Origin of the sequence: Amycolatopsis endophytica (assembly GCF_013410405.1) — a bacterium.
Lineage (GTDB): Bacteria > Actinomycetota > Actinomycetes > Mycobacteriales > Pseudonocardiaceae > Amycolatopsis_E > Amycolatopsis_E endophytica.
The window spans coordinates 4,865,709-4,890,234 of the sequence record NZ_JACCFK010000001.1 but is presented as its reverse complement, the minus strand read 5'-3'; the positions used below and the strand labels follow the sequence as shown (position 1 = coordinate 4,890,234).

At 71.1% G+C, this 24,526-nt stretch carries 19 protein-coding genes and 3 pseudogenes; 10 read left to right on the top strand and 12 right to left on the bottom strand.

Features of this window, described 5'->3' with window-relative positions:
• Positions 1-39: 39 nt before the first annotated feature.
• Together HNR02_RS24080 and HNR02_RS24075 are read right to left on the bottom strand one after the other, a co-directional pair.
• Positions 40-1,329: an MFS transporter gene (locus tag HNR02_RS24080; RefSeq protein ID WP_179775382.1), complete on the bottom strand. Its 1,290-nt coding sequence runs from the start codon at positions 1,327-1,329 to the stop codon at positions 40-42.
• Between the two features lie 357 nt (positions 1,330-1,686).
• Positions 1,687-2,253 (bottom strand): TetR/AcrR family transcriptional regulator, encoded by a 567-nt coding sequence (locus tag HNR02_RS24075; RefSeq protein ID WP_179775381.1) that lies wholly within the window; start codon positions 2,251-2,253, stop codon positions 1,687-1,689.
• A 201-nt stretch (positions 2,254-2,454) separates the two neighbouring features.
• Between HNR02_RS24075 and HNR02_RS24070 the strand changes: the two genes are divergently transcribed.
• The 4 genes and pseudogenes from HNR02_RS24070 to HNR02_RS36550 all read left to right on the top strand — a co-directional run.
• Positions 2,455-2,919 (top strand): (2Fe-2S)-binding protein, encoded by a 465-nt coding sequence (locus HNR02_RS24070; RefSeq protein ID WP_179775380.1) that lies wholly within the window; start codon positions 2,455-2,457, stop codon positions 2,917-2,919.
• On the top strand, positions 2,906-3,865 hold the full coding sequence (locus HNR02_RS24065) for an FAD binding domain-containing protein (RefSeq protein ID WP_179775379.1): 960 nt from the start codon (positions 2,906-2,908) through the stop codon (positions 3,863-3,865). Before HNR02_RS24070 ends, HNR02_RS24065 begins: the two co-directional genes overlap by 14 nt.
• Complete coding sequence (locus HNR02_RS24060) at positions 3,865-6,036, top strand: xanthine dehydrogenase family protein molybdopterin-binding subunit (protein WP_179775378.1); 2,172 nt, start codon at positions 3,865-3,867, stop codon at positions 6,034-6,036. Before HNR02_RS24065 ends, HNR02_RS24060 begins: the two co-directional genes overlap by 1 nt.
• Positions 6,037-6,038: 2 nt before the next feature.
• Positions 6,039-6,266 (top strand): annotated as a pseudogene (locus HNR02_RS36550) (TetR family transcriptional regulator); the annotation flags it as partial.
• A 407-nt stretch (positions 6,267-6,673) separates the two neighbouring features.
• Here HNR02_RS36550 and HNR02_RS36545 read toward each other — a convergent pair.
• From HNR02_RS36545 to HNR02_RS24040, 3 genes and pseudogenes are all read right to left on the bottom strand, one after another.
• Positions 6,674-7,060 (bottom strand): annotated as a pseudogene (locus HNR02_RS36545) (PLP-dependent lyase/thiolase); the annotation flags it as partial.
• Positions 7,061-7,091: 31 nt separating this feature from the next.
• Positions 7,092-9,368 carry a catalase/peroxidase HPI gene (katG, locus tag HNR02_RS24045; RefSeq protein WP_179775377.1) on the bottom strand — a complete coding sequence of 759 codons (2,277 nt, stop codon included), beginning with the start codon at positions 9,366-9,368 and terminating at the stop codon, positions 7,092-7,094.
• A complete protein-coding gene (locus tag HNR02_RS24040; protein WP_179775376.1) occupies positions 9,365-9,820 on the bottom strand; it encodes a Fur family transcriptional regulator in 456 nt (151 codons plus the stop codon). Before HNR02_RS24040 ends, katG begins: the two co-directional genes overlap by 4 nt.
• A 19-nt stretch (positions 9,821-9,839) precedes the next feature.
• Here HNR02_RS24040 and HNR02_RS36815 point away from each other — a divergent pair, with 19 nt between their 5' ends.
• Both HNR02_RS36815 and HNR02_RS36965 read left to right on the top strand, forming a co-directional pair.
• Entirely contained in the window at positions 9,840-10,058 is a 219-nt protein-coding gene (locus tag HNR02_RS36815) for a hypothetical protein (protein ID WP_179775375.1), read from the top strand.
• Positions 10,059-10,237: 179 nt separating this feature from the next.
• Positions 10,238-10,408: pseudogene (locus HNR02_RS36965) on the top strand (aromatic-ring hydroxylase C-terminal domain-containing protein); the annotation flags it as partial.
• Between the two features lie 14 nt (positions 10,409-10,422).
• Here HNR02_RS36965 and HNR02_RS24025 read toward each other — a convergent pair.
• Genes HNR02_RS24025 through HNR02_RS24015 form a run of 3 tightly spaced genes read right to left on the bottom strand, consistent with a single transcriptional unit; the run spans position 10,423 to position 13,047 of the window.
• On the bottom strand, positions 10,423-11,637 hold the full coding sequence (locus HNR02_RS24025; RefSeq protein ID WP_179775373.1) for an NAD(P)/FAD-dependent oxidoreductase: 1,215 nt from the start codon (positions 11,635-11,637) through the stop codon (positions 10,423-10,425).
• Entirely contained in the window at positions 11,637-11,951 is a 315-nt protein-coding gene (locus HNR02_RS24020) for a Rieske 2Fe-2S domain-containing protein (protein ID WP_179775372.1), read from the bottom strand. The genes HNR02_RS24025 and HNR02_RS24020 overlap by 1 nt, the downstream gene beginning before the upstream one ends.
• 13 nt (positions 11,952-11,964) lie before the next feature.
• The gene (locus HNR02_RS24015) at positions 11,965-13,047 is read right to left on the bottom strand and encodes a fatty acid desaturase family protein (protein WP_179775371.1); all 1,083 of its coding nucleotides are present in this window, start codon (positions 13,045-13,047) and stop codon (positions 11,965-11,967) included.
• 116 nt (positions 13,048-13,163) lie between these two features.
• Here HNR02_RS24015 and HNR02_RS24010 point away from each other — a divergent pair, with 116 nt between their 5' ends.
• Positions 13,164-14,201: a LacI family DNA-binding transcriptional regulator gene (locus tag HNR02_RS24010; RefSeq protein WP_312861115.1), complete on the top strand. Its 1,038-nt coding sequence runs from the start codon at positions 13,164-13,166 to the stop codon at positions 14,199-14,201.
• Positions 14,202-14,227: 26 nt separating this feature from the next.
• Here the strand turns inward: HNR02_RS24010 and HNR02_RS24005 are convergent, their stop codons facing one another.
• From HNR02_RS24005 to HNR02_RS23995, 3 genes are all read right to left on the bottom strand, one after another.
• Entirely contained in the window at positions 14,228-17,530 is a 3,303-nt protein-coding gene (locus HNR02_RS24005; RefSeq protein WP_179775370.1) for a type ISP restriction/modification enzyme, read from the bottom strand.
• A 194-nt stretch (positions 17,531-17,724) separates the two neighbouring features.
• Positions 17,725-19,134, bottom strand: coding sequence for a class I adenylate-forming enzyme family protein (locus HNR02_RS24000; protein ID WP_179775369.1), 1,410 nt, complete (start codon positions 19,132-19,134; stop codon positions 17,725-17,727).
• A 19-nt stretch (positions 19,135-19,153) separates the two neighbouring features.
• The gene (locus tag HNR02_RS23995; RefSeq protein WP_179775368.1) at positions 19,154-19,711 is read right to left on the bottom strand and encodes a TetR/AcrR family transcriptional regulator; all 558 of its coding nucleotides are present in this window, start codon (positions 19,709-19,711) and stop codon (positions 19,154-19,156) included.
• Positions 19,712-19,788: 77 nt separating this feature from the next.
• Between HNR02_RS23995 and HNR02_RS23990 the strand changes: the two genes are divergently transcribed.
• The 3 genes from HNR02_RS23990 to HNR02_RS23980 all read left to right on the top strand — a co-directional run bounded on the left by HNR02_RS23990 (position 19,789) and on the right by HNR02_RS23980 (position 23,721).
• Complete coding sequence (locus tag HNR02_RS23990) at positions 19,789-20,952, top strand: MFS transporter (RefSeq protein ID WP_179775367.1); 1,164 nt, start codon at positions 19,789-19,791, stop codon at positions 20,950-20,952.
• 67 nt (positions 20,953-21,019) lie between these two features.
• Positions 21,020-23,269, top strand: a complete 2,250-nt coding sequence (gene treS, locus HNR02_RS23985) for a maltose alpha-D-glucosyltransferase (protein ID WP_179775366.1) — start codon at positions 21,020-21,022, stop codon at positions 23,267-23,269.
• On the top strand, positions 23,266-23,721 hold the full coding sequence (locus HNR02_RS23980; RefSeq protein WP_179775365.1) for a pyridoxamine 5'-phosphate oxidase family protein: 456 nt from the start codon (positions 23,266-23,268) through the stop codon (positions 23,719-23,721). The genes treS and HNR02_RS23980 overlap by 4 nt, the downstream gene beginning before the upstream one ends.
• A gap of 41 nt (positions 23,722-23,762) precedes the next feature.
• Here the strand turns inward: HNR02_RS23980 and HNR02_RS23975 are convergent, their stop codons facing one another.
• Positions 23,763-24,428: a GntR family transcriptional regulator gene (locus tag HNR02_RS23975; protein WP_179775364.1), complete on the bottom strand. Its 666-nt coding sequence runs from the start codon at positions 24,426-24,428 to the stop codon at positions 23,763-23,765.
• Positions 24,429-24,526: the final 98 nt, after the last annotated feature.

The window sequence follows — 24,526 nt, the reverse complement described above, 5'->3', positions numbered from 1 at the left end:
GTTTCCGTTCTTCCTTGATGCCCAAGGGAGACCGCCGTCTCATGCGGGTGTGAGCGCGGGCGCGCGCCGGGGCAGCGCGGTGGTCACCGTGAGCGCCACGGCCGCGATCACCGCGAACACGGTGAACGCCAGGCCGTAACCGCCGCCGGTGATCAGCACCGCGGCGAGCTGGGCACCGATCGCGCCGCCGGCCGTCCGTGCGATGGTGTTGACTCCGGTGGCCACGCCGGTCTGGTGCGGCTCGACGGCGTCCACCACGAGCGTGCCGAACGCGGCGAAGGCCAGTCCATACCCCGCGCCGAGGAACAATCCCGCCACGCCGATCTGCCACAGCACGTCGTGCGCGAACGCCAGCGCCACGCACGAGACGATGCCCAGCGCGGCGCCCGCCCGGACCGCGACCCTGCCGCCGAGCCGCGGCGCGAGCGGTGTGGCGACCAGCATCGCGACGACCATCGGCAGCAGCGCGATCACGATCCGGTCCTCCGCCACCAGGTGCGGGACCAGCGTGATCACCCCGAACATCGCCGCGCCGATCACCGTGGTCGCCGCGTTCGTGACCGCCATCGCGCGCCTGCCGAGGAGCCGCAGGTCGACCAGCGGCCCCGGCGTCCGCAACTCCACGGCGGCGAACGCGGCGAACAACCCCGCCGTCACCGCGAAAACCCCGACGGCCGGCCCGGCTCCCCACGCCCTGGCCTGACTGATGCCCAGCAGCAGCCCGGCCAGGGCACCGCCGAGCAGGGCCGCACCCGCGAAGTCGATTCGTCCACCGGACCGGGTTTCGCCGGCGGGCAGCAGCGCCATGAGCACCAGCGCCACGAGCCCCAGCGCGAGCAGCGGCCAGAACAGCGCGTCCGTGCCGAACGAGCCGAGCAGCGGGCCCGCGGCGAGCATGCCCGCCGATCCACCGATCCCGAACATCGCGGACAGGAGCGCGATCAAACCCGGCAGCCGTTCCGGCGGCGCCGCGCGCCGCACGAGCCCGAACGCGAGCGGGAACACCCCGGCCGCGAGCCCGGCGATCGCCCGTCCGGCCAGCAACAGCGGGAACGAGCCGGCGAGCGCGCACAGGAGCAAGCCCACGACGAAACACCCGAGGCAGCCCAGCGCGATGCGCCGGTACCCGAACAGGTCACCGAGCCGTCCGGCGATCGGGGTGGCGACCGCGGCGGCGAGCATGAACGCCGTGAGCGCCCAGGGCGCCGCGGTGGCCGACACCCCGAACTCGCGGGAGAACGCGGGCAGCGCCGCGATGACGATCGTCTGGGCGGTGCTCACGGCGAACGCCGCCACCAGCACCGCCGCGACGGTGAGTCTCGTGGTCATCGACTGTCCTTTCCGGATCGTGCGGCGGGGAAGCAGGACCAGGGGGTCGACCCGGCGAGCAGCCACATCACCTGCCCGGTCCAGTCCGCCGCTCCCCCTCGTCGGCCACCGGCCGCCTCCAGTAAGGGGAACCTAACCACTTGCGGACGCTGTCCGCAAGCGCGCTCGCGGCAGTGCCCCGGACCGGCCATGAGACTTCCGGTGCGTCGACGGGAGCGTTACCGGAGCAGGCGGGCGGTCCGCGAGGATGCGGCGCGGCAGCACGCACCGCGGCGGGAGCACTCCGGTTCGTAGCAGCGGGACAGGATGCCGGACGCGAACCGGCGCAGACCGACCGTCCGCGCCGGACCTCGGGAGTCAGCCGGCGCGGATGCCGCGCCACACGAGCTCGACCAGCTCGGCCGCCTGACCTTCCCAGTCACCGTCGGGGTCGAGGTAGAGCAGGCCCATGAGCCCGCGCATCACCGTTTCGGCCGTCACGTCCGGCCGCACCAGGCCCGCTTCGGCGTTGGCGCGCAGCAGGGCGTCCATCGCGCTCCCGATGGATGTGACCCCACCGCCGGGCAGCGTTCCCCGCTCCGCGGTCGCCGCGGCCAGCGCCTTCGCCAGACCGCACTTGGTGATCATGTAGCGCGCCAGGTGGCCCGCCGTCCAGGTGCGGAAGGCCCCGGCGGGCCCGGCGTGCTCCAGCAGCTCCGGCACGACGTCCACCAGCTGCCGCACCTCGCGCTCGTACACGGCCAGGATGAGGTCCGCGGGGGCCGGAAAATGCCGGTACACGGTGCCCACGCCGACCCCGGCCCGCTTCGCGATCGCGTTGAACGACACCTCGCCCGTCGCGGCGAGAGTCTGCGCCGCGACGGCCAGGATGCGTTCGTGGTTGCGCCGGGTGTCGGCACGGCGTGGGCTGACCGAACCCGTCATGTTCCTCCCTCGCCTCCTCCGGTGCCCGATCACGGTAACCCGCCGACCTGGAGTAACTCCGGGGGTACTGTTCGTTGCGAAGCGGATTGTAATCCGATACCGTCGATCTCAGCCCAAGCGGATTTTTATCCGGTTGACGTTCCCGGCCGACCGGCCCCGCCCAGGGCCGTTCACCCACCACGTTGTCAGGGAAGAGATTCAGTGGACATCTCACTCGAAGTGAACGGAAACCCCGAACACCTCACCGTCGACCCCGGTGTGACGCTGCTCGACGCGCTGCGCGAGCGGCTCGACATCACCGGGCCCAAGAAGGGATGCGACCGCGGCCAGTGCGGCGCGTGCACGGTGCACGTCGGCGGCAGGCCCGTGCTGTCGTGCCTCACCCTCGCCGCCACCGTGACCAAACCGGTCACCACGGTGGAAGGACTGTCCACAGGGGACGAACTGCACCCCGTGCAGCAGGCGTTCGCCGACCAGGACGCCCTGCAGTGCGGGTTCTGCACGCCCGGGCAGATCATGTCCGCGGTGGCCGCCGTCGAGCAGGACGTCGACGACGTCCGCGAGTTCATGTCCGGCAACATCTGCCGCTGCTCGGCGTACCCGAACATCGTCAAGGCCGTGCGCCAGGCTTCCGAAACGACGAGGAGCACCGGTGCGACCCTTTGAGCTGACCGCCCCGGCGAGCGTCGGCGACGCGCTGGGCTCGACCGGCACCTTCCTGGCGGGCGGCACCACGCTCGTCGACCTGATGAAGCTCGACGTCCTGACGCCGCGGCACGTCCTGGACATCAACGGGCTTCCGCTGCACGGCATCGACACGGCCGAGGGCCTGCGGATCGGCGCGCTCGAGCGGATGGCCGACATCGCCGCGCACCCCGGCGTGTACCCGGTGATCTCGCGCGCCCTGCTGCTCAGCGCCTCCCAGCAGCTGCGCACCATGGCGAGCATCGGCGGCAACCTGATGCAGCGCACGCGGTGCACCTACTTCCGCGACGTGTCCATGCCGTGCAACCGGCGCGACCCGGGCAGTGGCTGCCCCGCGATCTCCGGCGCGAACCGGATGCACGCGGTGCTCGGCACGAGCGAATCCTGCGTCGCCACCCACGCCAGCGACGTCGCGGTCGCCTTCGTCGCGCTCGACGCCGAGATCCGGCTCACCGGGCCCGACGGTGAGCGCACCGTCAAGCTGGCCGACTTCTACCGCACCCCCGGCGGCACCCCGGAGGTCGAGCACGACCTGCGCCCCGGCGAGCTGATCACCGAGGTGATCGTGCCGCGGCTGGACTGGGCCGCCCGCTCGACCTACGTCAAGGTGCGCGACCGGCAGTCCTACGAGTTCGCGCTGTGCTCGGCCGCGGTCGCCGTGGACGTGCGGGACGGGATCGTCGCCGACGCCCGGGTGGCGGCCGGTGGCGTGGGCACCGTGCCGTGGCGGCTGAGCGCCGTCGAAGCGGCACTGCGCGGCAAGCCGGCGACGGAGGAGTCCTTCGCCGCGGCGGCCGCGCTCGCCGTCGAGGACGCGCAGCCGCTGACGGAAAACGCTTTCAAACTGACCCTGCTGCCGCGGACGATCGTCCGCGCCCTGCTCGAAGTCACCGAGGGGAGCCGCTGATGCCGGCACGGCTGGACGCGCCGCTGAAGGTCACCGGCAGCGCGAAGTACGGGGTGGACCACAACTTCCCCGGCATGGTGTACGGCTACGTCGTGGTCAGCACCATCGCCAACGGCGAGATCGAGAGCATGGACGTCACCGCGGCGAAGAGCGCGCCTGGCGTGCTCGCGGTGTACTCGCCGTTCGACCCGCTGGCGCTCGCCCCCGTCGCGACACCGATGCTCGGCGAGACGTGGGTACCCCTGCGTGACACGGAGGTCGCCTACGTCGGGCAGCCGATCGGCTTCGTCGTGGCGGAGACGTTCGAGCAGGCGCGCGACGCCGCGATGCTGGTCGAGGTCTCCTACCGGGAGCGGCCCGCGCTGACGTCGCTGGAAGACGGGCTCGACACGGCGGTGGAGGCCGCACCCGGCCACACGGACGCGCCGCCGACGCTCACGGTGCTGGAGGACGGGATCGACTCCATCGACGACGCCTTCGCCGCGAGCCCGGTGGTCGTCGACGCGACCTACCACACGGCGCCGCAGAACCACACCCCGATGGAGCCGCATTCGGCCGTCGCGGTGTGGGAGGACGGCACGCTGACCGTCTACAGTGGAAACCAGGGCTCCGATCTGCAGGCCTACGAGCTGGCGACGGCCCTGGAGCTGGACCCGTCGGCGGTGCGGGCGCTGAACCCGTTCGTGGGCGGCGCGTTCGGCGGCAAGGGCCGCACCTCCGCGCCGGCGTTCCTGGCCGCCGCCGCGTCACGCGCGCTCGGCAAGCCGGTGAAGGCGTCGCTGACGCGGGAGCAGGTGTTCACGGCGACCGCGGGCCGGGCGGCGACGGTGCAGCGGATCACGCTGGGGGCGGAGCGGGACGGCACGCTGGTCGCGCTGCGTCACGACTCGTGGTGCAGCACCGACATCGCGCGCTCGTTCATCGAGCCGACCTCGCACGGCACCTCCCGCGAGTGGTACGCGACGCGGAACCTGGCGATCAGCCAGAAGATCGTGCCGCTGAACCTCCCGCCGACCACGTTCATGCGGGCCCCGGGTGAGGCGCCCGGCTCGTTCGCGCTGGAGAGCGCGATGGACGAGCTGGCCGAGGCGCTCGGGATGGACCCGATCGAGCTGCGGCAGCGGAACAACTCGCTGGCCCCGCCCGGCAAGGACCTGCAGTGGTCGAGCAAGCACCTGGACGAGTGCTTCCGCATCGGCGCGGAACGGTTCGGGTGGTCCGAGCGCGCGCCGCGGGGCCGCGCCGAGGGCGACTGGCTGGTCGGCATGGGTGTGGCCGTGGCGATGTTCCCCGCGCTCCGGTTCCCGGCGTCGGTGGGCGTCACGCTGAACGCGGACGACACCGCCGACGTCGGCACCAGCGGCGCGGACCCGGGAACCGGACTGCTGACCGTCATGGCGATGGTGGGCGCGGAATCGCTGGACATCCCGGCCGCGCGGATCACGCCGCGCCTCGGCGACTCGGCGTTGCCCGCCGGCGGCATGTCGGGCGGGTCGACCGCCACGGCCAGCGCGGGCACGGCGATCATGGCGGGCGCGGCCCAGGTGATCGACGAGCTGCTCGCGCTCGCCTCGGCTCCGGGCGCCCCGTTCGACGGCGAGGAGACCACCTACGCCGACGGCCGGGTGCACGGTGCGACCGGGTCGATGACCTTCGGCGAGGTGTTGCGCGCGGTGGGCCGCTCCAGCATCACGGCGGTCGGTTCGACGGCGCCCGGCGAGGAGATGACCAAGCACTCGTTCAGCTCGTTCGGCGCGCACTTCGCCGAGGTGCGGGTGCACCGCCTGACGCGGGAGGCGCGGGTGTCGCGGATGCTCGGGGTCTTCGACGGCGGCCGGGTCATCAACCCCAGGGCGGCGCGCAGCCAGCTGGAGGGCGGCATGATCTGGGGCGTGTCGGCGGCGCTGCACGAGGGCTTCGAGGTGGAGCCCAGCGGCCGGTTCGCCAACGCCGACCTCGCGGGCTACCTGGTCCCGGTCAACGCCGACATCCCGGAGATCGACGTGCAGTTCGTCGAGTACCCGGACACGCTGCACAACGACCTCGGCGCACGCGGCCTCGGCGAGATCGGCACGGTCGGGGTCGCGGCGGCGGTCGCCAACGCGATCCACAACGCCACCGGCATCCGGGTCCGCCACATCCCGATCCGGATCGAGGACCTGCTCGGCTGACCCCCCGGTCCCTGCGGCAGCCGCTGGTCGCGCGGCGTGAGCACATCGCGGTGTGGGAACAGCACCTGCGCGCGGTCCGCCCGGACCTCGACGGGCGTCAGGCGCGGGTGCTGGTGCACGCCGGTTTCGGGGTGGTGGAGGCCGGACGCGAGCCGCGGTGGGAGGACACGCCCGCCCACCGCGCCGCCGTCGCCGCTCTCCTCCCGGGCGCGCTCGGGCCCGGAACCTGAGCGTCCGCTGTGGACGGTGCGGCACGCGTGGCGTCACGGCCTCCCGGCCGCGGTCCAGCGACGGTAAGCGTCCGCGTCGACGTTGCTGCCGCAGATGATCGTGGCCACGTGGCGGCCCTCGAAGCGCTCGCGGTTCTCCAGGATCGCCGCGATGCCGAGGGCGGCGGAGGGGTTCGACGACGAGGCCCGCGTGGTCGAGCAGCATCCGCATTCCGGTCAGGATCGCCGCTTCCCGGACCAGGACCACGTCGTCGGCGACCTGGCGCCGGTCGTCCAGCACCTCGGGGATGGGGTGGCGGCCGGCGGCGCCGTCGGTGATGGTGTCGATCGTGCCGGTCGATGTCCAGGCTGTCTTCGACCAGCCGGATGCCCTCCCGCCGGGCGAGGGCGGCCGCGCGCTCACGGGCCGCTTCGATGTCGCCGTCGACGAGGTCCAGGGCCGCGCCCAGCGCGCGGATGCGGTCGAGTTTGACGGTCGGTGCGGCGCGGGAAGCCACCACGGTGACCTCGATCCCCCGGCGGCGGCCGGACCACGCGAGGGCCTGGCCGAGGTTGCCCGCGCTGGCGCACGCCACGGCCCGCGAACCGGTTCCGGCGAGCGCGCTCGCGACGAGTTCGGTTCCATGGGCCTTGAAGCTGCGGACCGGGTTCGCCGTTTCGAGCTTGATGCTCACCGCGCAGCCCAGGCGTGGCTCCAGCGCTTCGCACCGGTCGAGCGGACTGTCCGGGAACACCGGATCGATCACCCGCGGGAGACGGCCGCGCGGAAACGGGACGAGCCCGGCCGATCCCATCAGGGACCGGCCGGGCTCGCGATGCAACGAATCAGGCCAGGTCGAACCGGTCGAGTTCCATGACCTTCGTCCAGGCCGCGACGAAGTCCGCGACGAACTTCTCGCGGGCGTCCGCACTGGCGTAGACCTCCGCCAGGGCACGCAGCTGCGAGTTGGCGCCGAAGATGAGGTCGACCGCGGTGGCGGTCCACTTCAGCTCGTCGGTGGCCGCGTCGCGGATCTCGTAGACGTTCTCCGCCGACTCCGAGCCCTTCCACCGGGTGCCCGGCGCGAGCAGGTTCGCGAAGAAGTCGTTGGTCAGCACGCCCGGCTGGTCGGTGAGGACACCGTGCTCGCTGGCACCGTGGTTGGCGCCGAGGGAGCGCAGGCCGCCGACGAGGACGGTCATTTCCGGCGCGGTCAGGTTCAGCATGTAGGCGCGGTCGACGAGCAGCACCTCCGGCTGCAGCTTCTCACCGGCACGCAGGTAGTTGCGGAACCCGTCGGCACGCGGTTCGAGCACCGCGAACGACTCGACGTCGGTCTGCTCCTGCGAGGCGTCCGTGCGGCCCGGGTGGAACGGCACCGTCACCTCGACACCGGCGTCGCGCGCGGCCTTCTCGACCGCGGCCGAACCGGCCAGCACGATCAGGTCGGCGAGCGAGACCTGCGCGCCACCGGCTTCGTTGAACTCCTTCTGGATGCCTTCGAGCTTCTCCAGGACCGGCGCGAGCTGCTCGGGCTGGTTGACCTCCCAGTTGCGCTGCGGCTCCAGGCGGATGCGGGCACCGTTGGCGCCACCGCGCTTGTCGGTGGAGCGGAAGCTGGCCGCGGACGCCCAGGCGGTGCTGACCAGCTGGGCGGTGGTCAGGCCGGAGTCCAGCACCTTCGCCTTGAGGGCGGCGATGTCGGCCTCACCCACGAGCTCGCCCTCGACGGCCGGCACCGGGTCCTGCCACAGCTGTGGCTCGGCCACCCACGGGCCGAGGAAGCGGCTGACCGGGCCCATGTCGCGGTGCAGCAGCTTGTACCACGCCTTGGCGAACGCCAGCGCGAACTCGTCCGGGTTCTCCATGAACCGGCGGGAGATCGGCCCGTACACCGGGTCGAAGCGCAGCGCCAGGTCCGTGGTGAGCATGGTCGGCTTGTACTTCTTGTTCGGGTCGTAGGGGTCCGGGATGATCTCCGGAGCGTCCTTGGCGACGTACTGCTTGCCGCCGCCGGGGCTCGTGGTCAGCTCCCACTCGTACCCGAACAGGATCTCGAAGAAGCGGTTGCTCCACTCGGTCGGCCGGTCGGTCCAGGTGACCTCGAGGCCACTGGTGATCGTGTCGCCGCCCTTGCCGCTGCCGTGGGTGCTCATCCAGCCCAGGCCCTGCGCCTCCAGCGGGGCGGCCTCGGGCTCCGGGCCCACGTGGTCGTCGGCGACACCGGCGCCGTGGGTCTTGCCGAAGGTGTGGCCGCCGGCGATCAGCGCGACGGTCTCCTCGTCGTTCATCGCCATCCGGCCGAAGGTCTCCCGGATGAAGTGACCGGCCGCCATGAAGTCCGCGCTGCCGCGGGGACCCTCGGGGTTGACGTAGATGAGGCCCATCTCGGTCGCGCCGAGGTCGGGCACCATCTCGGTGTCGCTGGCGTAGCGCTCGTCGCCCAGCCAGTCGTCCTCGGGGCCCCAGAAGATCTCCTCCGGCTCCCAGGTGTCCACGCGACCGAAGCCGAAGCCGAAGGTCTTGAAGCCCATCGACTCCAGCGCCACGTTGCCCGCGAGCACGAGCAGGTCGGCCCAGGAGATCTTCTGGCCGTACTTCTGCTTGACCGGCCACAGCAGGCGGCGCGCCTTGTCCAGGTTGGCGTTGTCCGGCCAGCTGTTGAGTGGGGCGAAGCGCTGCGCGCCGTCACCGGCGCCGCCGCGGCCGTCGTGGATGCGGTAGGTGCCCGCGGAGTGCCAGCTCATGCGGATCATCAGGCCGCCGTAGTGGCCGAAGTCGGCGGGCCACCAGTCCTGCGAGGTGGTGAGCACCTCGGTGATGTCGCGCTTGAGGGCGTCGACGTCGAGCTTGGCGAACTCCTTGGCGTAGTCGAAGTCCGGGGCGAGCGGGTTCGACTTCGACGAGTGGGCGTGCAGCACCGTCAGGTCGAGCTGGTTGGGCCACCAGTCCTTGTTGGTGCGCGGACGGCCACCGGTCTTCGAGGTCGGCGAGTCGATCGCCGGGTTCTCGCTCTCGCTGCCGTGCGCGGTGACGGAGTCGTGCGCGACCGGGCACCCGGCCGCCGCCTTCTGGTCCACCCCCTGCGCGCTCGAGGGGACGTTGTCCTGGGTGTCGCTCATCTACTTGCCTTCCGAGCCGGCGAATCGTGGGAACTGCGTTCGGCCGCGCAGTCGGGGCAGGTGCCCCAAAAGACGACCTCCGCCTCGTCGATCACGTAACCGTGGTCGTCGGAGGCGGTGAGACAGGGCGGGTGACCGACGGTGCAGTCGACGTCGGCGATCGCGCCGCAGGTGCGGCACACCACGTGGTGGTGGTTGTCCCCCACCCGGGATTCGTAGCGGGCGTTGGCCCCGGCGGGCTGGATGCGCCGCACCAGTCCCGCGTCGGTGAGCGCCCGCAGCACGTCGTAGACCGCCTGGTGCGACACCGTGGGATGCTCGGCCCGCACCAGCGCGATCACCTGTTCGGTGTCGACGTGCGGGTGGTCGCGCAGCGCGGCGAGCACCGCCAGGCGGGGGCGGGTCACGCGCAACGAGACGGCCCGCAGCTGCGCCTCGAAGTCCGACGTCACGCGACGAACCCTAGAGCACTTGTCTGGAGCGAATCAAGTTACCCCGGTCGGCGCGTCCGGCGCGGTGCCGGTACCGGCGCACGATGAAGTGCGGGCGCTCGGCCAGCACGCACGCAGCGTGGAGGTGCCGGACCAGCGCGGGATCCTGGACCGGTTCCTCGCGCTGGGCAAGCTGCTCGGTGCCGGCTTCCCCGTGCACCATCCCGAGTGGACACGCTGCTCGGCGAAGTGGCGGTGACCGCCGATCCGGAGACGGTGCCCGCGGTGGTCACCAGGGTGCGCCGGACCCAGCTGCGGTTCGGCGCCATGCCACCCGGGGACGGGAGGCACCGGATCGGCGCGCCCGCCCCGAGCGCTGTCCAGGACGTGGTCAACCTGGGCTGGAAACCGGCGGCGCGGATCCGCGGCCGGGCACCGGGCCGTCTTTCGGTAGCGGGCTGGGCGGACCGGGTCGACCAGGTCGTCGAGGTGCGTGCGGAACTGGACGTGCCCGCGGTGCTGCTGCGGCCGGACGGGCACGTGGCGTGGGTGGGCAAGGACCCGCGGGACCCGGCCGTGCGGCTGCCCGTGTGGTTCGGCGATGCCTGAGACGAGCGTGTCCCTCACCGTGGACGCGCCGGCTCCGGAGCACGCAGGAGCGACTTGAGCCCGGCGCGAGGATCGGCGAGGACGGCCGGTGGTGGCGCGGCCCGGCGCGCGATGAGCAGTTCGGCGAGCCGGATGTCGCGGGCGACCGTGGTGCCCGTGCCCGCACCCGCGGCAGCCACGAGCGAGCCGTCGGCGGCGAGGCCGAACCAGATCTCCGTCCCGTCCGGCCGCGGCCGGACGACGTCAGCCACCGCGGCCGCGGGCAGACCCGTCACCTGCAGCGTCAGCTCGTACTGGTCGCTCCAGAACCAGGGGACACCGGCGTAGCGCTCGTCGTCCAGCCCCAGCATCGCCCGCGCCGCGGCCGCTCCGTGTTCCCGCGCCGCGCGCCAGGACTCCAGCCGCAGCCGGGTCCGGTACAGCGGGTGCGGGAACGAGCAGCAGTCACCGGCGGCGAACACGCCCGGCGCCGAGGTGCGGAACCGCCCGTCGACCACGATCCCGTCCCGGACGGCCAGCCCGCCCGAGGCGGCCAGCGCCGTCTCGGGCACCGCGCCGAGACCGGCCACGACCACGTCCACCTCGTCACCGGCGAGGTCGATCCCGGACGAGGTCCGCCCGAGAGCGGCGACGGTGGTGCCGAACCGCAGCCGCACGCCCTCGTCGCGGTGCCGTCGCTCGACCGCCGCCGCGATCCGCGCCGGAACGGCACGCCCCATCGCGCGCGGACCCTGCTCCACCACCGTGACCGAACATCCCAGCGCCACCGCGGACGCCGCCACCTCCAGCCCGATCAGGCCCGCTCCGATCACCCCGATCCGGGCACCGGAGGTCAGCACCGGCCGCAACGCGGCGGCGTCCGCCCGGGTGCGCAGCGTCCGGACCGGCGCGCCGAGCGGGGGCGGCTGTCGCGCCCGCGCCCCGGTCGCCAGCAGGAGACGGTCGTATCCCAGTACCGTTCCGCCGGCGAGTTCCACGGTCCGGCGGGCCGGATCGAACCTGCTGACCGCGATCCCGTCGAGCAGTGCGATGCCGCGGTCGTCGAGCATCGCCCGGTCACAGATCGGCGTGGACGTCCAGTTCTTGGACAGCGGCGGCCGTTCATAGGGCGGCGCCGGTTCCGCGCCGATCAGTGTGACGGGATCCGTGCACCCCAGCTCCCGCAGCGTGAACGCCGCACGGGTGCCGCACTCCCCCGCGCCGACGATGACGATTCCCGGCCCGGCCATCAGTCGATCTCGATGTGGACGGTCCCGTCCTGCACGCGCGCCGGATAGGTGCGCAGGCCCACGAGGACCGGCGCGCCGAGCGCCTCGCCGCTGGTGTAGTCGAAGCGCCCGTTGTGTTTCGGGCATTCGATCGTGGAACCCAGGACCAGCCCGTCACACAGCAATTCGCGTTCGTGGGTGCAGTGGCCGTCGATCGCGTGGAAGTCACCCGCGGGCGACCGCACGATCGCGTAGTCACGGCCCTCGTGCCGGAACGGGACGACGTCCTCGTCGTCGACGTCGTCGGCCGCGCACGCGGCGATCCACCGGGACATCGGCGTTCCCTCCTCAGTGAGCCTGCGCGCGTCCGTCGGACCGCGGGTGATACGGGGCGGCTCCCGGCGGGAGCTCGCGGCGGACGTAGAACGTGGGATCCTTCAACTGCCGCAGCACGGCCGGGACGATCTCGCGGTAGGCCGCCCACAACGACGGGTAGGCCGGGGCGAGATCGTGCTTGATCTCCTCGTGCAGCTCGGGCAGCCGGTGACTGGGCACCATCGGGAACATGTGGTGTTCCACGTGGTAGTTCATGTTCCAGTACAGGAACCGGTGGATCCGGCTCATGTGGACGGTCCGGGTGTTGAGCCGGTGGTCGAGCACGTTCTCCCCCATCCCGGCGTGCTGGGTCACCGCGTAGACGACGTGCAGGAACGTCCCGTAGATCCGCGGGCCGCCGATCAGCACGACCGGCAGGACACTGCCCCACGCGAAGCACGCCGCGATCGTGCCGGCGTGGATCGCCAGCCAGATCCGCGAGGTGCGGAACACCTTGTGCCACTCGGATTCCGGGATGAACACGCGTTCCTCGGCGTCGAGCCGCCCCGCCGAATGCCGCACCATCGCCCACAGCGCGACCGGAACGTCGACCAGTCCGGCCAGGTTGGCCAGCAGGCGCGCCAGCCGGGCGGGCCGCATCACGGCGATCTCCGGGTCCCGGCCCAGGATGAGGGTATCGGTGTGATGGCGCGCGTGCTGCCAGCGCCACACGGTGGGCTCGCGCATCATGAAGAACGACGCCAGCTGGTAGACGACCTGCGAGTACCACCGGGTCCGGAACGGCGTGCCGTGCCCGCACTCGTGCCAGCGTGAGTCCGAAGCCGACCCGTAGAGCACGCCGTAGACCAGGAAGCACGGTACCGCCGCCCAGCTTCCCCAGAAGAAGATCCCCAGCCCGCCCGCGACGATCATCAGGCCGAGCCAGAGCCCGGTGTCCCGCAGACCGGGCCAGTCCGAACGGCGCATCAGCTCCTTCATCCGCTTGCGCGGCACGGCGCTGCGGAACCAGTCGCCGTCGGCGAGCCCGGCTTCCACCGCGCGCGCCGCCTCCGGGCCGGTGAGGCTGTAGCGCGCCAGCCTGTCCTTGTTCCGCATCCCGCGCCTCTCTACTAGAACGAGATAGTATCTCGATCTAGAAGCATGATGAACGTCGCCACGGTGGCTGTCAAGAGGGCCGGTAACCTGGCCGTCGGAGCCGGAAAGGGGTGAGCGTGACGGGGATTGAGCCGGTTCGGAAGGGCCGCGCGTCGAGCCGGGGCCGCAAGCCCACCATGTCCGACGTCGCCGAACGGGCGGGTGTCTCGCGGGCACTGGTCTCGCTCGTGTTCCGCGGCAAGGAGGGCGCCTCCGCCGCGACCCGCCAGCGCGTCTTCGACGCCGCCGCCGAAATCGGTTACCGCCCCGACTCGCTGGCCCGGACGCTGCGCAGCAACCGGACCTACCACCTGGGCGTGGTGTTCGACCTGCGCCGTCCCTTCGAGGTCGAGTTCGTCGAGCACCTGTTCCCGCTGGTGCGCGAGCTGGAGCGGCACCTCGTGCTGGGCGCCGTCACGCCCGATCGCGACCACGACCACGTCATCGACGAACTGCTCCGCTACCGCTGCGAGGGCCTGATCGTCATCGGCCCGGAACCACGGGACCGCGCACTGCGCGCCGTGTCGGCGGAGGTCGCGGTCGTCGAAGTGGGCCGGGGGCTCACCGGGGGCAACGTCGACGTCGTCCGCAGCGACGACGCCGACGGGATCCGGCAGGCCGTCGACCATCTGGTCTCCCTCGGGCACCGCGACATCGCCCACGTCGACGGCGACGACCTGCCCGCCGCGCGCGAACGCCGCATCGGCTACGAGCAGGCGATGCGCGCCCACGGCCTGTCCGGTCACCTCCGGGTGGTCACCGGCGGCTACACCGAGGACGACGGTGCCCGCGCCGGACGGGAACTCCTGCGCGACGGCCTGCCGACCGCGGTCGTCGCGGCCGCCGACGAATCCGCCGTGGGCCTGCTCGACGTGATGGTGCGGGCCGGTGTGCGGGTGCCGCGGGACCTCTCCCTCGTCGGCTACAACGACTCCCGGATCGCCCGCCTGCCGGGAATCGTGCTGACCTCGGTCCGCCAGGACATCCCCGGCATGGCCGGTTTCGCCGTGCAAGCCGCCGTCGAGCGCGTGGAGGTCCTGGACCGGGAACCACGCGCCGTGGCACTCCCACCGCGCCTGGTGGTACGCGAATCCACGGCCGCACCGCGCAGGTGACACTTCCGGCGAACGACGACGGCCCGCTACTCGTCCGCTGAGAACAGGTCGGCCTCCTGCTGCGTCGCCGGGGCTTTTCGCGCCGCGGCAGGTACCGGCAGGATCCCCGCCGTCTCCAGGTCATCGATCGTGAACAGCGGCCCGTTCATGACCTTGTCGAGCACCCTGTCCTGGTCCGGTTCCAACTCGACACACCGGCCAAGGAGGTGCAGGAGGTTGACCAGCTCGGTGGTCATGTCCGCGGTCCACGTGCCGGCGGTGATGTCGTTCAGCGGCGAGGACCGGACCCCGGTCGGCTTCCGTTTCCGGTAGCCGAACCAGTGCTTGACCACGAGGGTTCCCGACACCCGGTAGGTCATGACCTCCGGAGACACCGGCGAAATCTCTCCCTGGCCCACCTGCAGGGTCCGGGTTCGCGGGTCGTAATCGACGACCTCCGGCATGCCGTCCTCGTCGTCCGGGATGGGTCTTCGCACGACCGGGCCATCAGTGGTCATTCTCGGGATGCCGCCGCGGCCTGCGGCCGGATCGGCACAACGATCGCCGAAGGAGTGGAGCCAGATCGTTTCACGGCCGAGGCGCACCGCTTCATTCCACAGACGTCGCCGCCGCGTGATCGGAATCCTGATCCCGGGCACCTTGAGCTCGCCGGCAAAACGACGGGTGAACCCGGGGTGCGCCGTCACCGCGGCAACGTAGGAGAGGAGATCGGCCGGCTCGACGGTCTGGTCGAACTCCTGTGCCAGTAGATCGAGCAACCCGGGTGCGAGGTTCGGAATCGTGCCCGGCCGATCGCGGTAGAGGGCGGCGACGCGGCCGCCGTGATGGCCCATGAAACAGTCCATGTCGGGGATCAGGGCGGAAAACAGAAGAGCTGGGCCATCCGTGATCGGATGAGCGTGTTGTTCGACCAGGAAGATCTGCCGCGCCGACGCCGTTCCCCACAGCGGCGGTCGCGGCCTGTCATGCAGCCTCGCATCGGGTATCACCCACTTCCGGTCGAACGGCCGGTGGGCGACACGCGTCAGCGCCGGGCACGGACCGGTCTCGTCGAGAAGGGTTCCGCGATGGGCTGCCATGCCCGGAACGGCGGGCTTTTCGGCGCCGATCTGGGAATCCCGCGTTTCCTTGAGCAGAGCGGGTCTGTCCTCCGGCCGCGCCTGCGTGAGGACGGACCATCTCTTCCGCAGAGTGCCGGGATCCGGTGCGTACACCCACGTCCGGTTCGGTTTCACCCCCGGCATCGTCCAGGGAAAAAGATCAGCCACCGAAGGCATGGCCGTCCAGGCACCCGGACCGCCCGGTTGGAATGGCTCGCTCCAGCCACTCGAACACTCGTCCCATCCGGCTCCATCCAGGGTCAGCGTCGCCAGCGCGTCCGTCTTCTGTTCCGTCGTTCCCTCGACGGACGTCCGCCGGACGAGCGCCGGAGCGCCCGGATCCGGTTCTCCTCGGCGGATGAAGACCGCCACGCAGATCGGTTGCTGATTGCCCTGGAAGAACCTGGTGTTCATCGGCGGCTGATGACCTTCCGGGGTGAGATCGATGATCCAGCCCTCGTCCGCGGTGCGACGGAGGTACTCACGCATGCCGGCGAAACCAGGACCGGAAAGGAACCCGGCCGGGCACACGAAGGCCACCACTCCCGCCGGGTGGCCAGGGTGCGCATCGAACGCCTTCCACGTCGCCCAGCGCCAGAAGTAGACATAGGCGTTCGACAGCACGTATTCAAGGCGTCCGTTTCCGGGTTTGCGGAACGCGAGCAGACTCGGCACGGTCTTGGCGGTGGTGGCGGTCTCGATCCACTTCGCCGTGCCCTTGGCCCTGTCGGCATAGGGCGGATTGCCGATCACGACCATCACCGGCTCCTCACGCTTGACCAGGTTGGCGCCACGCCTCGACCGGTCGATCGCCTCGTACATCGACCCGATCGGCAGTGTCTGCGCATCGGGATCGTCCAAGGTGTCGGCGAGAAACCGCCGCTCACTCCTGGGAACCTCGGCGCGGTGGCGCTTCTTCAGCAAGCTGTGCATCCGCAACTCCGCGATAGCGTACGGCGCAGCCTGGTTCTCGAAACCGATCAGGCGGCCTGCCAACTCGCGGAGGCGAGGGGCAGCCGCACCCGGCCCCTCGTCATCCCGGACCGTGGCAGCGACGGTGTTCACGACCTCGGCCAAAAAGCTTCCGGTCCCCATGGCGGGATCGACCACGATCACGTCAGGTTCGGCGAAACCGAGGCGCCGGCCCAACCGCTCGCGAAGTACGTCGTCGACGAACCGGGTCATGAACGAGACCAAGGACGCCGGCGTGTAATAGACTCCGCTTTTCCGGCGGAGCGACGGGTCATACGCCATCAGGAAGTCTTCGTACAGCATCTCGTACGAGTCATCGGGAAACTCCGCCCAGTCCACCACGCTCAGAACCCGCAGCATCGTGGTGAGCGCGAGACTGTGCTCTTCGTCCGGTTGGTCGGTCAGCACGGCCAGCGCGCGTCCCATCAAGGAGTGCTTCTTGCCCAGCAGCCGCGCGATCTCGCCGATCGACCGGCCCGGGAAACTGACGCCTTCGACACGAGCGAGCAGGAGCGCGAAAGTGATGGTCTGGGCGTACTGGTCGGCGAACTGCGCATCGGTCAGATTCGGGAACAGGACCTGACGCCAGTCCGTCGCGAGCCTGCTGAACGTGCGCAGCTCCGACAGCCCGGCCTGTTCGCGCGTGATCTCCGCCGCCACGTCGTCGCGAAGCAGCCGGCACAGTCTCGACACCATGCGGACGAGTTCGTTCAGCGTGCGCGGCCGGGTCGGCTCCCACAAGAGAAAGTCGGTCATGACGCGCGCGAAACCGCTTCCCACCGCGTGCAGTCTTCCGCCGGCATGAGTCAGCCCGGGTTCCAGATGCGCGACTTCCCTCTGCAACTTCCCGAAGCTGTACTGCGCGAACTGCTCACCGTCGGAGTAGAGGACGTTCGGTAACAGCTGGAGCTTCTCCCACTGATCACGGTCACGCTTGGCCGGCCTCGACCAGGTTCCCGGCACTCCATGACCGGGTCTTTTCAACTCGACATATCCGACGCGGGCGCCGTTGACGTCGATCGCGTAGTCCGGCCGGATGGCGAGATCGGGCAGCTGTGTCTCGCCAATGGTGGTGATCGTCAATCCCAGGCCCGCGGCGAGGGCGGCCACCATCTTTTCGAACGGTCCGCGGAGATGGTTTTCGGGCGACCCCTGACCCGTGCGGAGCTTGCGAGTCACGGCACGACCGAAGTCCGAGATGACGACATCGACATCGTAGGAGCCCCGCGCATTGCCGATCCGGCGATTCCCCTGCATACCGTCTCCCGTCGTGACATGATCTGTCATCCCCAAGAAACCGGTTGGAGTCGATCGTGTCTGCCGCCTTACGAGGGAAGACTTCTGTCATTTCCACGTGAAGTCGGGAAAGGGTCCGTTCAGTCGAGCCGAAGAGGCACGATGGGTACCGCCGTCGGAGTCCCTGCGTTGCTCCGGCCAGGTGAAGCGCGCACTCACTTCTCGTCGGCGGGCTCCTCCGCGTGCCGGCCCGTCCTCGCCGCGCGCAGGGCCCGCTTGTCGACCTTGCCGGCGCCGGTCAGGGGCAGCGCGTCGGCGAACTCCACCGTCGCCGGGACGTAGTGGTCGCGGTCGAAGGTGGTTCGCGCGTGGTTCCGGATCTCGTCGGCGCTGACCGGGCCGTCGGCGACCACCACGGCGTGCAGCATGGGTCCGTCGTCGCCGGGGAGACCGAACACCGCGGCGTCACGCACGCACGGGTGGGCCGCCAGGGCGTACTCCACCACGGCGGGCGCGACCTTCGTGCCGTGCTCCCCCAGCACGACGACGTCGTCGGCCCGGTCGAGCAGGTGGAGGTAGCCCTCGCTGTCGAACCGGCCGAGGTCGCCGGTGCGCAGCCAGCCGTCGCCGACCGGCGGCGCGCCGAGGTATCCGTCCATCATGGACAGTCCCCGTACCTGGACCTCGCCGTCGACGGTGCGTGCTTCCATGCCCGGCACGATCCGGCCGACCGAGGACAGCCGGTCGGGGCGCCCGGCCAGCTCCGCGGCGGAGATGCTCGCGATCATGGGCGCCTCGGTGAGGCCGTACCCCTGCCCGACGACCGGCCCGAACACCTCCAGCGCCTGCGCCAAGCGGTGCGGCGGCAACGGCGCGGCGCCCAGCGAGAGGGACCGGACACTGTCGAGCCGGGTGCCGGGGCGCGCCGGATGGTCGAGCAACGCGGCCAGGCGCGGCGGGGTCAGCGACAGCGACGTGATCCGGTGCCGTCCGATCGTGTCGAGCACCGCGCCGGCGTCGAATCCCTTGTGGACGAAAACCGAGTCGCCGCGCAGCAGCGCGCCGACGACGCTCGCGTGGCCGGTCAGATGGGTCAGCGGGGCGACCACGAGCACCCGCTCGCGCTGCGACGGTGACGGCGTGAAGATGTGCGCCATACCGTCGTAGATCCCGCTGTGGCGGATGAGTTTCGGCACGCCGGTGGTGCCACCGGTCGGGAAGAGCACGTCCACCGCGGCGGGCAGCACCACGGGCACCGGCTCGCCGTCGAGGTCGGCCGGTGTCCGGACGTCGTCGCCGGACCATGCGCCGGGCCGGTCGGTGACCACGGTGGTGACCCCGGCCGCGGCCGCCGCGGCGAGCTGGTCCGCGCGGGGCGCCGAGGCCGCCACGAGCAGCACACGCGCGCCCCGCAGCATCGCCGCGAGCTGCACGAGCACGGTGTCGGGCCGGTTCGCCAGGTCGACGGCCACCACGCCGGTATCGCCGAGGCCCGCGTGCAGGCGGAACAACACATCACGGGCCTCGCGGTAGGTCACCGGAGCGTCGCCGCCGAACAGCACGTCGTCCCCGCCGCGGGCCAGGGCAGCGAGCACGGCGGTCAGGAAGGCACTCTGCGAAGCCACGCCCCGGACCGTACCCGGGTCAGGACACGTGCTCGGCGATCGCCGTCACCGTGGCCAGCACCGCGGCGCGCTCCAGTGGCGCCCGCTCGAAAACCTCGTGCATCGGCCAGCCCTCGACCAGCGCGTCGATCGCCCGGCAGGCCCGTGGCGGGAAGTGTCGTTCCAGGGCATCGCGGCTGCGGAACAGCCACTGCCGCGCGATGTCGGCCACGGCCGGGTTGTGGTTGGCGTAGGAGTACATCTCGAACAGCAGCACCACCTCGCGCGAGCCGGCGTAGTCCGGCCCGCAGATGAGGTCGGTGACCACCTCGCACGCCTCGCCCGCGTCGCGCGCGGCGGCGAGCCGGTCCCGGTAGCGCTGCGACATCAGCTCCGACAACCGCGCGAACGCCTGCTCGAAGATCGCCTCCAGGCCGTCGAAGTAGTAGGTCAGCGAACCGAGCGGCACCTGTGCGCGTTCGGCGATGCGGCGGTGCGTCGTCTTGTGCACCCCGTGCCCGGCGATCACGTCGAGCGCCGCGTCGAGGATGCGCTCCCGGCGTCCCGGATCGTTGGCGACCCGTCTCGTCCCAGCCATGCCCCTCCCTGCCGTCGTGAACGATCCTACCGAAGTGTGTACGTTTGTACACAGACGCCACGAGGAACGGAGACCCCTTGGACACCGCCACGCGCGCCCGCAGATCCGCGCTGTACGCGCTCTTCGCCCTGCCGGGACTGGCCATCTCGTCGTGGGTCACGCGCACCCCGGCCATCCGGGACCTGCTCGGCGCGTCCACGGCGGAAATGGGGCTGGTGCTGTTCGGGCTGTCCGCGGGCTCGATGAGCGGGATCCTCTGTTCCGGCGCGCTGGTCGCACGGCTGGGCGCGCGCCCGGTCGCGATGGCGGGCACGCTCGGGGTGATCGTCAGCATGCCGCTGATCGGGCTGGGCGGGGCGCTCGCGTCCAGCCCGCTCGTCGCCGCCGGGCTCTTCCTGTTCGGGCTCGGCATGGGCGGCGGCGAGGTCGCCCTGAACGTCGAAGGCGCCGCGCTGGAACGGGTCGTGGGCCGCTCGGTGCTGCCCGCGGCGCACGGGTTTTTCAGCCTGGGCACCACGATCGGCGCCACGGCGGGCATCGTGCTCACCGCGGCGGACTTCTCCGTCGCCGCGCACCTGGTGACGGTCGGCGTCCTCGGCGTCGCCGTGTTCGCCCTCGCCATCCGGCACGTCCCGGGCGAGGTCGGCCGCCATGAGAAGTCCTCGGCGCCGAAGACGGCCCAGGCGGTGTGGAAGGACTCCCGCCTGCTCCTGATCGGCGCTCTCGTGCTCGCGATGGCACTGGCCGAAGGCACCGCGAACGACTGGCTTCCGCTGGTGATGGTCGACGGTCACGGTTTCGACCCGGCGCTGGGCTCGGCGATCTACGCGGTCTTCGCCGCCTCCATGACGGCGGGGCGGTTCATCGGCGGGTTCTTCCTCGACCGCTACGGGCGGGCGGCGGTCATGCGGGCGAGCGCGATCGCCGGTGACGCCGGGCTGGCACTGGTGATCTTCGTGGACAACCAGGTCGTCGCCGGCTCCGCGGTCGTCCTGTGGGGGCTGGGTGCTTCGCTCGGGTTCCCCGTGGCGCTGTCGGCGGCGGGCGATTCCGGACCGGACCCGACCGCGCGGGTCTCCCTCGCCGCCACCGTCGGCTATGTCGCGTTCCTCGTCGGCCCGCCCGCGCTGGGATTCCTCGGCGACGCCTACGGTCTGCGGCACGCGATGATCGTCGTGCTCGTCCTCGTCGCCGCGGCGACGCTGCTCGCGCCCGTGGTCGGCGGATCGAAGCGGGCATGAGGAAGCCGATCGAAGTACGCTCGGGCGGTCGGCGATCGACCCGCCACGCGGGTCCGGGGAGAGTGCAGTGGACGACGAACGGGATCCCGGGGACGAGGAGCACCCGCACCAGCCCAGTGAGATCAGCTACGAGGAGTACCGGCATCCCGCGCGGCCGCGCAGTCTGCGGCACCGTCCGCGCGTGCGGTGGCCGTTCACGCGGCGGTCGGTCACCCGCGACGGCCCGGCCGACGGCGGGAACCCGGCGTACGTGGAGTGGTTGCGCAGCCAGTCGATGCTGGCCGACGCCAACGAGATCAGCCGCCAGTTCTCCGGCCAGGGCACCATGTGGCGCAACCCCTACGCCCACCCGGCGTCGCGGCACGCCGTGGAAACCGCGTCGGTGTGGTTCACCGCGTACCCGATCTCGCTGATCACCCGGCCCGGCGAGTCGTTCCTGGCCGCGCTGGCCGACGAGGACCTGTGGAAGGCGTTCGCCACCATCGGGATCGACGCCGTCCACACCGGACCGGTCAAGCGGGCGGGCGGCATCCAGGGCTGGGAGTACACCCCGAGCGTCGACGGCCACTTCGACCGGATCAGCACCCAACTGGATCCGACGTTCGGCACCGAAGCCGAGTTCCGTGCCATGTGCGGGATGGCGACCTTCCACGGCGGCACGATCATCGACGACGTCGTGCCCGGCCACACCGGCAAGGGCGCCGACTTCCGCCTCGCCGAGATGAACGTCGGCGACTACCCCGGCATTTACCACATGGTCGAGATCGAGGAGGAGGACTGGGAGCACCTGCCCGAGGTCCCGCCCGGCCGCGACTCGGTGAACATCGACGCGGTGTGCGAGGACTGGCTGGACAAGGCCGGCTACATCATCGGCCCGCTGCAGCGCGTGATCTTCTACGCCGAAGGTGTGAAGGAGACGAACTGGAGCGTCACCCGTGCGGTCGCCGGACCGGACGGGGTGCGCCGCCGGTGGGTGTATCTGCACTACTTCAAGGACGGTCAGCCCTCGATCAACTGGCTGGACCCGTCGTTCGCCGGCATGCGCCTGGTCATCGGCGACGCCCTGCACTCGCTGGCCGACCTCGGCTCGGGCGGGCTCCGCCTGGACGCCAACGGCTTCCTCGGCGTGGAGAAGAGCGCCGAGGGCCTGCCCGCGTGGTCGGAGGGGCATCCGCTGTCGGAGGCGGCGAACCAGCTGATCGGCAGCATGGTCCGCAAGGTCGGCGGGTTCACCTTCCAGGAGCTGAACCTGACCATCGACGACATCCGGGTCACCTCGGAAGCGGGCGCGGACCTGTCCTACGACTTCATCAACCGGCCCGCCTACCAGCACGCGCTGGCCACCGGGGACACCGAGTTCCTGCGACTGACGCTGCGCAGCTCGCTGGATCTGGGCGTCGAGCCCGCGTCGCTGGTGCACGCGCTGCAGAACCACGACGAGCTGACCTACGAGCTGGTGCACTGGGCGACCGGGCACCAGGACGACGTCTACCACTACAAGGGTGAGGAGGTCACCGGCGGCGAGCTGGCCGGGCGGATCCGGGCGGACCTCATCGGGGCGCTGACCGGCCCGGACCACCCGTACAACCGGATCTTCACCACGAACGGCATCGCGTGCACGACCGCGACGATCATCGCCGCCACGCTGGGTTTCCCGAGCCTGGACTCGATCGGCGAGGGCACCGACGTGCACCGGATCCGGCGCGCGCACCTGCTGCTGGCGATGTTCAACGCATTGCAGCCCGGTGTGTTCGCGCTGTCCGGGTGGGACCTGTGCGGCATGCTCACGCTGCCCGCCGGTGAGGTCGGCGAGCTGATCGCGGGCGGCGACACCCGCTGGATCCACCGCGCCGCCCACGATCTCATGGGCGTCGCACCGGAGGCGTCGAAGTCCCAGGCCGGGATGCCGCGTGGCCGCAGCCTCTACGGTCCGATCCCCGACCAGCTCGACGACGACACGAGTTTCCTACGGCAGTTGCAGGCGATCCTGGCGGTGCGCGGCCACTACGGCATCGCGACCAGCCGTCAGGTCGACATCCCGGACGTGTCCCACAAGGGACTGCTGGTCATGGTGCACGAGCTGGCCACGGCGGGCCAGGTGCAGCTGACGGTGCTGAACTTCCGCGCCGAGCCGGTGTCGGGCACCGTCCGGTCCGGATGGCTGCCGCCCGGCGGCGAAATCCGCGACATGTTCGCGGGCGATCCGGTGGCGGTGGTCGACGACCTGCACAGTTTCAGCCTCGACCTCGACCCGCACCAGGGCATGTCGCTGCTGGTCACCACCCCGGACGTGGATCGTGCGACGATGGGCGCGTGACGGCGTGGCGTGATGTCGAGGAGGCGGTGCCGCGGTTCGCCCGGACGGTACGGGCGCTGTTCGACGCGCGCAAGCACCAGACGATCGCCACCGTGCGGGCGGACGGTGGCCCGCGGATCTCCGGCATCGAAACGGCGTTCGAGGGCGGCGAACTGACCTTCGGGTCGATGCCGGGCTCCCGCAAGGGCGCGGATCTGCTTCGCGAGCCGCGGTTCGCGTTGCACAGCGCCACCGTCGATCCCGTCGACGGTGCGGAAGCGGAGTGGCCCGGTGAGGCGAAGATCGCCGGGCGGGCGGTCCCCGCCGGGCCCATCACCGACGGCCCCGAAGGCGACCTTTTCCGCGCCGACATCACCGAAGTCGTGCACACCCACCTCGATCCCGAGGCGACGATGCTGGTGGTCGAGTGGTGGACGCCGGACGGCGGGTTGCGGAAGGCCGAACGCGCCTGACACCGGCCCGCCACCAAAGTGGCATGGGGGAATCGTCGGGGTCAGTCGCGGGTGCGGCGGTAGTGGCCGCTGAACCGGACGTGGTCGATCATGATGCGTTCGGCGGCGGCGCCGTCGCCGGCTTGCAGCGCTTTCAGCAGTTGCTCGTGCACGGTCAGGTGGTTGCGGGCCTGGTCGGGGTCGAGCCACAGCGAGGCGTGCGCCGGCACCGGGAAGCTGTTGCGTACCGCGCGCGCGTGCCCGCCGAGGAACGCGGGGCCGCCGATGTCGGTGATCGCGAGGTGGAACTCGCGGCTCTGCTCACCGAGGGTGTCGTAGCGGCCGGCCTTCTCGTCGGCCACCATCTGCTCGTGGCGGGCCCACAGTGAGTCGAGTTGCTCGCGCGTGATGTGGTCCGCGGCGAGCCGGGCGCCCAGTCCCTCCACCACGGCCCGCACGTTGTAGTACTCGACGAGCGCCTCGGCGGAGAGGTCGATGACCGTCGCGCCGTGGTTCTGCTCGTACCGGATCAGGCGGTCGTTCTCCAGGCGCCGCAACGCTTCCCGCACCGGCGTGATCGAGACGCCGAGCCGCTGCGCGATCTCGGTGGCCCGCAGCGGGGTGCCGCCGGAGATCCGGGCGTTGCGCAGGTCGTCGAGCAGCGAGGCGTACACGTAGTCCGCCTTGCTCTGCGGAGGTCCCGGCCGCGCCCCCGGACCTGCGTTCATCTCCGCGCTCCTCCTCGTTGTCCTGCCGACCGCCACGCTACCGGTGTGACGGCGGCTACAAGGTCATTGTCACCGCAGCGACATCTTATAACTTATGA